This is a genomic window from Saccharicrinis aurantiacus (assembly GCF_001660705.2).
GTDB classification, from domain to species: domain Bacteria; phylum Bacteroidota; class Bacteroidia; order Bacteroidales; family Marinilabiliaceae; genus Saccharicrinis; species Saccharicrinis aurantiacus.
On record NZ_LYBV02000017.1, the window covers coordinates 57,058 to 69,224 of the forward strand.

General features: G+C 33.5%; 11 protein-coding genes. 9 read left to right on the top strand and 2 right to left on the bottom strand.

The annotated features are described in order from the left end of the window. Positions 1–140: 140 nt before the first annotated feature. Positions 141–1,373 (bottom strand): MFS transporter, encoded by a 1,233-nt coding sequence (locus tag A8B35_RS06075; protein ID WP_075602452.1) that lies wholly within the window; start codon positions 1,371–1,373, stop codon positions 141–143. An 87-nt stretch (positions 1,374–1,460) separates the two neighbouring features. Then, a complete protein-coding gene (locus A8B35_RS06080; protein ID WP_075602453.1) occupies positions 1,461–2,738 on the bottom strand; it encodes a galactokinase in 1,278 nt (425 codons plus the stop codon). Positions 2,739–3,068: 330 nt separating this feature from the next. Between A8B35_RS06080 and A8B35_RS06085 the strand changes: the two genes are divergently transcribed. From A8B35_RS06085 to A8B35_RS06125, 9 genes are all read left to right on the top strand, one after another. Beyond that, a complete protein-coding gene (locus tag A8B35_RS06085) occupies positions 3,069–3,953 on the top strand; it encodes an AraC family transcriptional regulator (protein WP_075602454.1) in 885 nt (294 codons plus the stop codon). 166 nt (positions 3,954–4,119) lie between these two features. After that, entirely contained in the window at positions 4,120–4,836 is a 717-nt protein-coding gene (locus A8B35_RS06090; RefSeq protein WP_075602455.1) for a pirin family protein, read from the top strand. A 63-nt stretch (positions 4,837–4,899) separates the two neighbouring features. Beyond that, positions 4,900–5,469 (top strand): YceI family protein, encoded by a 570-nt coding sequence (locus A8B35_RS06095; protein ID WP_075602456.1) that lies wholly within the window; start codon positions 4,900–4,902, stop codon positions 5,467–5,469. Positions 5,470–5,623: 154 nt separating this feature from the next. After that, on the top strand, positions 5,624–6,130 hold the full coding sequence (locus A8B35_RS06100; protein WP_075602457.1) for a YfiR family protein: 507 nt from the start codon (positions 5,624–5,626) through the stop codon (positions 6,128–6,130). 233 nt (positions 6,131–6,363) lie between these two features. After that, positions 6,364–7,500, top strand: a complete 1,137-nt coding sequence (locus A8B35_RS06105) for an HlyD family secretion protein (RefSeq protein WP_075602458.1) — start codon at positions 6,364–6,366, stop codon at positions 7,498–7,500. After that, positions 7,490–8,524, top strand: a complete 1,035-nt coding sequence (locus A8B35_RS06110) for a DUF2955 domain-containing protein (RefSeq protein ID WP_075602459.1) — start codon at positions 7,490–7,492, stop codon at positions 8,522–8,524. Before A8B35_RS06105 ends, A8B35_RS06110 begins: the two co-directional genes overlap by 11 nt. Before the next feature lie 5 nt (positions 8,525–8,529). After that, a complete protein-coding gene (locus A8B35_RS06115) occupies positions 8,530–9,909 on the top strand; it encodes an efflux transporter outer membrane subunit (protein ID WP_075602584.1) in 1,380 nt (459 codons plus the stop codon). Between the two features lie 18 nt (positions 9,910–9,927). Further along, positions 9,928–10,980: an AI-2E family transporter gene (locus tag A8B35_RS06120; RefSeq protein WP_075602460.1), complete on the top strand. Its 1,053-nt coding sequence runs from the start codon at positions 9,928–9,930 to the stop codon at positions 10,978–10,980. Positions 10,981–11,275: 295 nt separating this feature from the next. Then, positions 11,276–12,034: a hypothetical protein gene (locus A8B35_RS06125; RefSeq protein ID WP_075602461.1), complete on the top strand. Its 759-nt coding sequence runs from the start codon at positions 11,276–11,278 to the stop codon at positions 12,032–12,034. Positions 12,035–12,167: the final 133 nt, after the last annotated feature.

A 12,167-nucleotide genomic window follows, 5' to 3' on the forward strand; every position in this document is an offset into this window, starting at 1 on the left:
GATTATATTATTAAAAAAATGATCTCTTTACTAAATAAAAAATGCAAGTCTCGATGAAGTAGTACTTCATTTGAAACTTGCATTTATATCATATTATGCTGTTGTTAGCATGTATCTATTATTTTTAAACGAATGCCAATTTAAGCGTTTCTTCTGATTTTTGCACCTTTCAAAGCAAAGAAAATAATGTATGCGTAAAATAAGAAGAAGAATGCATAAGCACTTCCATAATTTGTTACTTCAGCACCATTAAATGTCATTGTAGAGTTTTCTACAACTTTACCCATAATTACCATCCACATACCTGTGAATACAACACCAGTACAAATAATACCAGAAGCTTGTTTTGCAGCGCTTGCAGGTACATCTTTCATTGAAAGATCGAATAATACAGACCACATGATAGATAAGAATAAACCTTGCGCAATTAATGGCCAAATTGAGAATGCACTTCCTTTTGTAATAAAGAATGTTGCTAATAAAGCCACACAAATTACTGAGTTTACAAGTAATACTTTTGTTGGCTCATATTTCTTCAATAACCCCGCTCCAATTACACGACCAAAGAAGAACCCTAATGGATAAAATCCTAAAATTTTAGAAGCAAAATCCATTGATTTACCAGCTACATTGTACTCAACATAGTTAAGGAAATAATTACCTACACCTACTTCAAGTCCCATGTACATACCTATGGCAATAAATCCTAATACAACTTGAGGGTAGCTCCAAGCACTGCGCCCTTTAGCTGCATCTGAGGAATCTTCGTCTCCTTCAATATCAGGTAAGTGCATAAAGTAAAGTAAAGCTGCTGTACCTACTGCTATTGCTGATAAAGTGATAAAAAGAGTTTTAGCTAATTGCTCATTAACAACAACAGAATCACCACTTGAATCTAAAATATATCCTCCAATAATTGGAGCTAATACTGCAGCTAATGAGTTAATAGCCATTGCTAATGTTAAACGAGATGATGAAGTTTCAGGCGTTCCTAGGGCGATTACATAAGGGTTAGCAGCAACTTGTAAAATTACAACTCCGATAGCTGTTACAAATAAACCTGCTAAAACCATTCCATAGCCAATATTTAAAGCAGGAACAAATATAGCACAACCAATGGCAACAATAATGGAGCCTATAATTACACTCATTTTATAACCAACCTTTTTTACCATACCTCCCACTGGGATGGAAATGATATATGCACCAAAGAATGCAGCACTTACGAGTTGTGCCTGACTTTCAGTTATATTGAACTGAATTTTCATAAATGGAACCAATATGTTATTAATCCATGTTACAAATCCCAAAAGAAAAAGTAAAAAAGACATAATAGCAAAAGGTACCGTGTAATTCGTTTTTGAATTCCCCATGATAACTTTAATTCTTTATTGTAGTTTGTAATGAATAAAAAAAGTTGGACCAAATGAATGACCCAACTTTTAATGTTTATGTTATTATTATAATTCTACTTTTACCGATCCTTTAGCTCGAATAAATAACTTATGACAGTTACCTTCGCCAAATACTGACTCTAATGTAGAAATATATGTATCTAATAAATCGTTTGGTACAAAGGCTTGGATTGTACCAGCAAATCCACCACCGTGAACACGCCATGCACCTTTACCTTTTAATACTAAATCAGATAATGCTAAACCTAATGCTACATTTTGCTCAGTAGTTTTTCCACCTACAAAAATATTTTGGTTATACATATATGAGCTATTACCCGACTCAATTACCATTCCTAAGAAATCTTGGAATCTGTTATCTTCTAAAGCCGCAACTTGCTCTACTACACGAGCGTTATCACCTTGGAAGTGAATAGAACGTAAAATAGCACGATCTCCAACTTTTTCGCGGATAGAAGGAATACCTTTAACCACATCTTCCATTGAAAGTGGGCGTAAAACTTCTTGTCCTAATTCTTTGGCAACAGCTTTCATTTCACCTGGTAATGCATTATACTCTGCATCTAAACCACCATGGCTACCACCAGTATTAGTAATTACTAATGAATATCCTGTTTTAGCAAAATCAAAATCTAATGCTTTAACAATTGGATTTGCAGGATTTTCGAAATCAATAGTAATAAAACCACCAACAGCACAAGCTGTTTGATCCATTAAACCACAAAATTTCTTACAAGCGTGCTCTGCTTTTTGTCCAATTTTAGCATTATCAACAGGATCTAATTTTCCATCATTAAATAAATGACTAAAGATAGCTCCAATTAATACTTCAAAAGAAGCTGAAGAACTTAAACCTGAACCTTCTGGCACGCAACCATGAATTACAGCATCGAAACCACCAATTTTTAATCCTAAATCGGTAATTCCTTTAGCAATAGACTTCACTAAGTTACCTGGAGTTACTTTAAATTCAGTTACTTCTAAATCAGAAAGATCAACTTCAAATGGATCGAAACCTACTGATTTAATCTTAACAACATTAGTTCCGTTAGCAGAAGCTACAGCAATATTATCAAGATTTACAGCACCTGCAAGTACACGACCTAATTGGTGATCGGTATGGTTACCGCCAACTTCAGTACGACCTGGAGAACTAAATAATGTTACATCATCAGTACCATATACTGCACCAAAATCATTTAAATACTCTGTATAACGATTTGCTTGCTCTTTTAACACAGCAGCATCGGTTCCGTAAATCTCTTTAAAAAATGGGTTATCTCCACCGTTAATCTTTTCGATTAAAGCACTTATCTTAGCCATAATTATTTAATTTATTAAATGGTTGTTTATTATTTAATACTTAGCCCAAACGTTAATTTTTGTCTTGGTAGTGCAATAATAATAAAATTTTCTTACAAATTACCTACCAGTCCCTACCGGTTTAGTTTTTTCACACTTTTCAAATATCAAAACCCAATCCACCAATGAGTTAACAAGACATAACCATATGTATTTTTATCCATTATGAATAAGAGGCATTTAATAATCGTTAACAAACTAACTTAAATGCTCAAAAAATTTATAATCACTATTAACTCATAAACTTTACTATATTTAGCGCGTTTATTAGTTTTATAAGTGATGTAAAGAATGGCAAACACCATACAAGTTTTAGAGCTCGTTGATGAAGCAGGCAATCGCATAGATTTTGTTTGTAAAAGAATAGAAACTCTATTTGATAAAAATGATGGAATAACAGATGAACCGCATCGCCACAACTATTTTACTATAATTTTAGTTAAAGATGGCAGTGGCACACATACAATTGACTTTAAAAACTTTGAAATAAACAACTCCTCGCTACATGTTATCTATCCAGGACAAGTGCATAGTTTTGTCACTCCTGATAGGCCATCTGGATGGGTATTTAATTTTACTTCATCATTTTTGGCTAGCCAGCAAATTAATAATGATTTAGTTAATAAGGTATATTTATATAATTCATACGGAGATACTCCTCCTCTATATATTAACAACGATCAGTTTATTGTATTTGAGCAACTAGCTCAGCAGATTATTGACTATTACCAAAAAGAGAATGAATATAAACTTGACGCTTTAGGGGCACTGCTTAAATTATTTTTTATTAATTCGGCAAACTTATCTTGTAATATTTACCAAAATAAACCACCTAACAACCTAGTTGAAAACAATCTGCTTATCAGATTTAAGAAGTTAGTTGACCAATTGTACTCTAAAGAACACAAAGTTGCGTACTACTCTAATGAATTATCAGTCACATCAGACTACCTTAATAAATACGTAAAATCACAAATTGGGAAATCGGCTAAAGAATTAATACAAGATAAAATTTTGCTTGAAGCAAAGCGCTCTCTAATTTTTAGTAATATAAGTAATAAAGAACTATCCTATCAATTGGGCTTTGACGAACCCTCTCATTTTAGTAATTTCTTTAAGAAGTTTACGCAAACCACTCCGAAGAATTTCAAACTTGAAAATGCAGTTCAGAGCTAATAAACTCATATTTTCACCAATAAAAGAGTGTAAAGTCTGATTTTTGCAATACCACTCCTTTTTTTAGTAATTCAACTATACAATTTAGAGCATACATTTGTATTGTTATTAAGAATAAGATTACACTTTCATGTGCTGATCCAATTTCTTACAAATTGTAGGTTCGATGAAAACAGTTATACATAAATCAGATTCAAGAGGCTTCGCCAATCATGGTTGGTTAGAAGCTCGACATTCTTTTAGTTTCGCTAATTATTATAATCCTGACAAGCTTAGTTTTGGAGCATTGCGCGTGCTAAATGATGATATTATTGCTCCTGGTGCCGGATTCCCTCAGCATCCTCATGATAATATGGAAATAATTACAATTCCGCTATCAGGTGCTATCGCTCATAAAGATTCTATGGGTAATAGTTCGGTGATCAAAACTGGAGAAATTCAGGTGATGAGTGCAGGCAAAGGAATTTTTCACAGCGAGTATAATTATAACAAAGATCAGGAACTAAATCTTTTTCAGATTTGGATTATCCCAAATGTAAAGAATATAGAACCTCGATACGATCAGTTAAACCTTGCTGATATTCTTAAGCAGAATGAATTAATTCAAATACTTAGTCCCAATAAGGACGATAAAGGAGTATGGATATATCAAGATGCCTGGTTTCATCTTGGAGATTACAATAAAGAAGCATCTGTTGAGTACATTCTCAAAAATAAGAAAAATGGTGTTTATATAATGATAATTGAAGGAGAAGTGTCAATTAATGACACCAAACTTGTTGCAAAAGATGCCATAGGAATTTGGGATTCTACTGCAATAATTATTAATACAAAACCTGCAAGTAAGTTTCTGATTATAGAAGTACCGATGGAACTAAATTAATACGTATCAAAAAGCATAACATTAAATATCTAAGTTCAATTAATAAACTATAAATAAATAATTATGAAAAATTTAAATGTATTATTAACAGCAATATTCCTATTATCGGCAATAGGTGTTCAAGCAAAAAAAATTGAGGTTGATACTCAAAAATCGACCATAAAATGGGAAGGCAAAAAAGTTGGTGGTGCCCACAATGGTTTTGTTAAACTAAAAGATGCCAAATTAGCGATTAAGAACGATATTATTACAGATGGTGAGTTTATTATAGATATGGCTAGCATCACAAATACCGACATTGATAATGAAGAATACAACCAAAAGCTAGTTGGACACCTGAAATCAGATGACTTTTTTGGTGTTGAAAAGTACCCTACTTCAAAACTTATTATTACTAATAGTTCAACTTTCAAAAATGGTGTCGCCAAGGTTTCAGGTAATCTAAGCATTAAGGGTAAAACACACCCTATTGATTTTGAAGTAAAACAAAATAGTAATGGATATATTACAACATTAGTAATTGACCGATCTAAATACAACGTTAGATATGGTTCAAGCTCTTTTTTCGATAATTTGGGGGATAAAGTAATATATGATGAATTTACCTTAGAAGTCAATTTAATTACTAAATAAATTAATTCAGAGTTCATTTTATAGTGATTTACAGAAAGTTGATCTTTCAAAATATTTTACTTTAAGGAAATGTTAAAAACTATAAAAACTGAAACCTTACTAGTATATCAACGTTATTGCGTTTATTGAACTAATAACTCTCAATCAACGAATAATGAAAAAGAAGATATCCGGCATTGTTTTGGGTCTATTTGTACTATTCAATGTATCTGGTCAGATGCAAATAGAACGTATTGAAGCAAGTTATATCGCAAATTTTATGCGATATGTAAAATGGCCTAATCAAGAAAGCTTGACAACACTTAAGTTTGGGGTATACGGAAAAGGTACCGCTATATTTAAAGAATTGGGCACAAAGTTAGATGGTAAAAATGTTGGAACTGCTATTATTAAAGTAGTAGAAATAAGTGATGAAGCTGAGTTTTCGGGCTGTCAGTTATTATTTATACCCAATGGCAAGTCCTATAAAGCAAAAAAGGCACTGAAGGCGATGAATAGTGCTGTTCTGATTATAACGGAAGAACAAGATTTTCATCCTGATTATTCAATTATTAACTTTAAAGTAATCAACTCAAAGCTGGCTTTTCAATTACGAAATAACATAGCTGAAGAAAGAAAAATTAGTATTAGTTCTAGACTGCAACAAATGGCTGCTCAATAGTCTAATATTTAATCATTATTATAAAAGCAATCCAATTTTGGGTTGCTTTTTTTATTGCATTTATTCATAAACAAAAAAACTACTAAAACATCTTTAGCCATTAACTTGCTTTCTTACTAAGCTCAACAAATTATGATTAGTGCTGTTATATTAAACAGAAATATATTTCTTTTTAATAAATTAGTAAACTATCTTGAAAAGATATAAACGAATACTCCTATAAACAGCCTAATATGAATAAAAACAACTCACAAGAATCAAATAACGATCAACAACCAGATGAAATTACTAGCTCCGAAAAAAAAGGAAATCCCATCGTTCTATTTACTCGTATTACCTTAATAATTGCAATACTATTTTTTATTTGGTATGTATTATCTGATAGAAAAACACCCTATACGCAACAAGCTTATATTACAGAACTAATCATCCCAATAACTCCAAGAGTGACTGGTTATGTTACCGAAGTAAATGTGCAGCTCAACAGCAGTGTTAAAACTGGCGATAAGCTATTCGAAATTGACAAACAGCCTTTTGATTTGGCTCTTAAAAAGGCAGAAGCAAATTTAGATAATGCTTCGCAACAAATCGGAGCACAAGGTGCAACTGTTAAAGCAGCAGCTAGTAGTGTTGGTGTAGCTAAAGCTCAATTAGATAGAGCACAAAGAAATTATGACCGTACACAACGATTAATTCAGAAGAATCCGGGCGCTGTTTCCCAGGCTGATATCGATAGAGTTGAAACCTCCCTTAGCCAATCTGTTGAGAAGTTAGCCAATGCAGAAGCAAATTTAACCAAAGCTAAAGAACAATTAGGCGCTGAAGGTAACAACAACGCACAACTAAGATTAGCAATTGCTGAAGTTGAGAAAGCAGAACTTGATCTTTCCTTTACAAATATTTTTGCCTCAAATGATGGATTTATAGAGAGTTTTAATATTGATATTGGTTATTACGCGCAAGCTGGGCAGGCTATGACCACCTTAGTCTCAAAGCAGGATGTTTGGATTCAGGCAGATTTTACTGAGAATAATATCTCACTAATGAAAATTGGCAACCCCGTTAGTTTTGCACTTGATGTAGCTCCGGGTAGAAGATTTGAAGGTAAAGTACGAGGAATTGGTAACGGTGTAGATACAGGCAATTCCGTTAATAGAGGCGGCTTACCTACTATATCTAGCTCTAGCTCGTGGTTAAGAGATCCCCAAAGATTCCCGGTTACCATTTCATTTACAGATGAAGAAGCCGCTTTAATCTGTCGTTCTGGGGGGCAAGCAGATGTAGTTGTTTTTACAAGTGATAGCGGTTTCTTTAATACGCTAGCCAAATTCAGATTATGGATTAATTCGTGGTTATCTTATGTACGCTAATAAAAAAGCACTTAGCTTAATTCCTAATATAGAACAGGAATATGTTCCTCTGTTCAGGTATGCCTTCGGATCAACATTACTGATGTGTATTGCTATGACTTTTGTTTGGGACATGGCCTACTTAACGCCTGTTTTAGCTTTAAGTTTTATAGCTCCTGGCACAACAGTACCAAGCTTTAAAAAGGGAATATTATTTGTAATTACAATTGCTATTACCACCTTTATTGGCTTCGTGTTTACTAAGTTTTTTATTCATATGAAACTTGTTTTTATCCCAATTCAAACACTCGCCATATTTGGTATATTTTACACCAATAAACTAAATGCTCAAGTAAAGGTATTTATGCTAATTAGTTTATTACTAATTCCACTATTGGGCATGCAATCTATAAAAATTGCACACGCATTTATGGTTACTTTTATTACAGGTGCTTGCATTACAATAGTGTTAGTTTGGTTAATATTTGCTCTATTTCCTGATAAAGGTATCAGTGCTAATGAAATAAAAAGTATAAGTAAGGCTAATCAAAACAATGATGAAAAAGAACGGTTTTATAGGTCTCTTGAAAAAATCCTTATCGTTTTGCCAATTGTATTATGCTTCTTCTTTTTTCAATGGACAGGTGCTGTATTGGTTCTTATATTTGTAGCTATATTATCCATGCAAGAAACCTTTAATCTAAAATCTGGATTTGCCATGATTATAGGCAATTTAGGCGGTGGAATATTAGCAATCATTGCCTTCCAAATTTTAACCATGGTTCCCTTCTACCCTATGCTTATTTGCATAATAGCCTTAGGAAGTTTATACTGTGCTTCGCATCTATTTTCAAATAAAAAAATAGCACCACTTTTCGGAATGGGTTTTTCTACATTCTTATTGATTACGGGTCAGTTTTTAACCAGTACCGACGATGCTAGTGCAAATGTTTGGATTCGTGTATTTCAGATAATGACTGCTATTGCTTATGTTCTTATAGCTTTCTCAATAAGTAAAGCATTCAAAATTAAACCAAATTCTTAATGACTATGAAAATTCAACATATATATGGCATTCTATTCAGCTTATTCCTATCGGGATGTATGTTAGGGCCAAATTTCACGAGCCCTGAAGTTAAAACACCCACCTATTTTAATAATGATACTTTAAAAAATGCCGAAGAAGTCAATTTAATTTGGTGGAAAATATTTAACGATACCATTTTAAATAATTTAGTAACAAAAGCTCTACACAATAACAATGATGTACGTATTGCCGCAAGCAGACTAGAAGCGGCTCAAATTAATATTGATTATACAAAAGCAGATCAATACCCTTCGTTTTCATATGGTGCAAACGTTAATACTTCTGGATTATCGGGCAATACTTCTAGTTCTCTTAATTTTTATCCTCAGCTTGCATGGGAAGTTGGTTTTTGGGGCAAGTACCGACGATTAAATGAGGCAGCACAAGCTAGTTATTTGGCAAGCGAATATGCACAGCAAATGGTGCGTTTATCTGTTGTTACAGCAGTTGTAAGTACATATTATAATATTATGGCAGGTTATGGGCAATTAAAAATTGCAAATAACACATTAGCAACCCGAGATAGTGGTTTAATTATAATGTACGATAAGTTTGAAACTGGTTTAATATCGTTAATGGATTATAATCAGGCTAAAATACAGCGCGATGTGGCTGCTACTACAGTGCCAACCTACAAACGATTAATTGTACAAAACGAAAACGCTTTAAGTATACTTTTAGGAGAAACTCCCCATGAAATAGAAACGGGTATTTATTTTTCTGAGTATAATTATAGTATTGACGTTCCTGTTGGTCTGCCCTCAGAATTGTTACAACGCCGACCAGATATAAAACAAGCAGAGGCTCTATATCAAGCAAGCAATGCACAAATTGGTGTGGCTGAATCAATGCGCTGGCCATCGTTAAATTTAACGGGAATAATAGGAGGTGCCAGCAGCGATTTGAGCAACTTAAGTAGCATGGGCTTAACTTGGTCTACCGGAGCAAGTATTTTTGGACCTATTTTTCAATTTGGTAAAAATAAAAATCGGGTAAAAATTTCTATTCAAAATGCCCAACAAGCTTTAATTAATTACGAACAAAGTACACTTGTTGCATTCAGAGAAGTTGAAGATGCGCTAGTTAGCATATCAACCTACAAGGAAGAATTAAATGCTCAGTCTTCGCGAACTTATACTGCAATCGAATCGGAAGAACTTGCCCACATTCGTTACAACGAAGGATCAACCACCTATCTAGAGGTACTAGAACAACAAAGACAATCATTTTCGGCTCAACTAGATTTATTAAATAATAAGTTAAATTTGGTAAACTCATACATTACCCTATACAAAGCATTAGGAGGTGGATGGCTTACTGAAGAAGAATTAAATAACAATTAGTAATTTAAAACCTATAATATGGAAAAAGACAACAATGAAGCTGCTATAAACAGAGCAGTAAATACGGCATTACGTATTAGTTTTATAGCATTATTAATTATCCTTAGCTTTTGGATACTAAAACCTTTTTTGGCACCGGTTGCTTGGGGGATAATATTTGCAATTGGTATATTTCCGTTGCACAAAAAACTTTCAAAGCTATTGGGTAATAAAGATAAAGTTTCAGCAACTATAATAGGGATATTAGGTGTTGCATTAGTGGTTGTACCTGTGGTTTTATTTGCCAATTCAACCATTGATGGTGTGCATGATGCCTACGAAGCTGTAGAAGCTGGAACATTTAAGATTGACCCTCCAAACGAATCTGTTGCTGATTGGCCAATAATTGGCGAAAAGGCCTATGAAGCTTGGAGTTTAGCATCTGAGAATTTAACAGCGCTCATTTTAAAGTATGAGGCTCAATTAAGAGGTGTTGTTCCTAAAATTACTTCAGCGGTTGGAGGTTTAGTTAGCACTGTACTGCTATTCATTATATCTATTGTTATTGCATCATCTCTATTGTTATTTGCTGAACCGGGTAAAGCTGCTGCCAATAAAGTATTTGCCACCTTAATAGGAGAAAAAGGAAAAGAGTTTACTGAATTATCGATGTTAACCATTAGAAGCGTTGTTCAAGGTGTTATTGGTATCGCAGTTATTCAAACCTTCTTTTTAAGCATCGGAATGTTTTTTATGGGCATTCCTGCTGCTGGTATAATCTCTATTATTGTATTAATCGTTGCTATCATTCAGCTACCCCCTACTTTGGTTATGCTACCTGTAATTATCTATGCATTTAGTATGGGAGGCACAACTGCCGCAATAATATTTACCATTTGGAGTATATTTTGGAGTCTTGCCGATACCTTCTTAAAACCTATGCTTTTAGGCAAAGGCGTTGACGTTCCTATGCTTGTAATATTGTTAGGGGCAATTGGAGGTATGTTATTATCAGGCCCTGTTGGCTTATTTGTTGGCGCAGTTGTTTTAGCATTAACTTATAAAATATTCGATTCTTTAGTTAAAGAATAAACAAAACCATATTTAGTAGAAGCCGAGAATATTCTTTATTCTCGGCTTTTTTTGTGTTCAAAAATTGAGAGTTTAGCGTGCCAAACTTAAAAAACCAGTGATAATTTGCCCTATTTAGGTCCCATAAAGGTTGTAAATACGACCCCTACAACGTTGTAATTACAAGCGCACAAAAACCTGTTTATTAACTCATTACACCATCAGAGCAAATCACTGAATTTTCACGAGTCATTTGTGGCACACATTGGTCTTCTCTTTGTGATATACTGATCATCAAATATTAAAAAATACAATTATGAATTTTAAGAACTTAAGCTTTTTAGCATTATTAATGACATGTTTATTTACAGCATGTAATGAAGATGAAGGTACAACTGCACCAGAAACACCAGATCACTCTGGAGAATTAGTAACAATAGAATTATCCTACGATCAATTTATCGGAGCTAATTCTTTAAAATCAACAGCAACCAATGATAGTGTAGCTCATAACTACATTAGTAAAGGGTATACTGTTATTATTAAAGACGCCTACGATGTTGCAACAGGTACATTTGTTGACCTAACTTATGAGGATGTAGATTTAGCAGCGCCTCAAATTATATTTGATGCTATTGGATGGTTTGGAATTGAAGTAAGTCATCCTAATTACGTTGTAAGCGAATCTGGATACGAAGCGTATTATAGTGTAAATAGCCCTAGAATTGATGTCGCAAATAGTGGTAATTTAAGTATTGATCTTGAATTAACGCAAGTATCAGTTCACTTGGCTAATGGAACTGGTGCTGAAGAATTTGACTCACAAATTCAATCGGCAAAAATTAACGATGTAATTCTTACTGACTTTAACATTCCGGTTTATGTACCTGCTGAGGTTGACTATGTAGTAGATGTAGTTTTTACTCATGATGGAGGTTCAGATACTCTTACTAATAGTGGGTTGGCTGGAGAAGCTTATTACCATATCATCAATGATCAATCAATTAGCGAAGGTATCATCTTCGAACTTCCGGAGTTTACCCCTCCTACAGATGGCGGTGGTATAGGTTTCTAATAATCTCAAGAAATATTTAGAAAAATAGTAGTCAAGTAGTGTTGATATAAAGAGGAGTAAGGAAACGTTCTTATTCCTCTTTTTTAATAGATTCCAATAGAAGTTGAACCTTTACTTTGCTTGATAATGAAAT

What these genes read in the sequence shown, in the direction of transcription:
- A8B35_RS06110 (WP_075602459.1), top strand. Translation starts at nt 7,490, where the DNA reads ATGTACGCTAATAAAAAAGCACTTAGCTTAATTCCTAATATAGAACAG.
- A8B35_RS06090 (WP_075602455.1), top strand. Translation starts at nt 4,120, where the DNA reads ATGAAAACAGTTATACATAAATCAGATTCAAGAGGCTTCGCCAATCAT.
- A8B35_RS06085 (WP_075602454.1), top strand. Translation starts at nt 3,069, where the DNA reads ATGGCAAACACCATACAAGTTTTAGAGCTCGTTGATGAAGCAGGCAAT.
- A8B35_RS06100 (WP_075602457.1), top strand. Translation starts at nt 5,624, where the DNA reads ATGAAAAAGAAGATATCCGGCATTGTTTTGGGTCTATTTGTACTATTC.
- A8B35_RS06125 (WP_075602461.1), top strand. Translation starts at nt 11,276, where the DNA reads ATGAATTTTAAGAACTTAAGCTTTTTAGCATTATTAATGACATGTTTA.
- A8B35_RS06080 (WP_075602453.1), bottom strand. Translation starts at nt 2,738, where the DNA reads ATGGCTAAGATAAGTGCTTTAATCGAAAAGATTAACGGTGGAGATAAC.
- A8B35_RS06105 (WP_075602458.1), top strand. Translation starts at nt 6,364, where the DNA reads ATGAATAAAAACAACTCACAAGAATCAAATAACGATCAACAACCAGAT.
- A8B35_RS06120 (WP_075602460.1), top strand. Translation starts at nt 9,928, where the DNA reads ATGGAAAAAGACAACAATGAAGCTGCTATAAACAGAGCAGTAAATACG.
- A8B35_RS06095 (WP_075602456.1), top strand. Translation starts at nt 4,900, where the DNA reads ATGAAAAATTTAAATGTATTATTAACAGCAATATTCCTATTATCGGCA.
- A8B35_RS06075 (WP_075602452.1), bottom strand. Translation starts at nt 1,373, where the DNA reads ATGGGGAATTCAAAAACGAATTACACGGTACCTTTTGCTATTATGTCT.
- A8B35_RS06115 (WP_075602584.1), top strand. Translation starts at nt 8,530, where the DNA reads ATGAAAATTCAACATATATATGGCATTCTATTCAGCTTATTCCTATCG.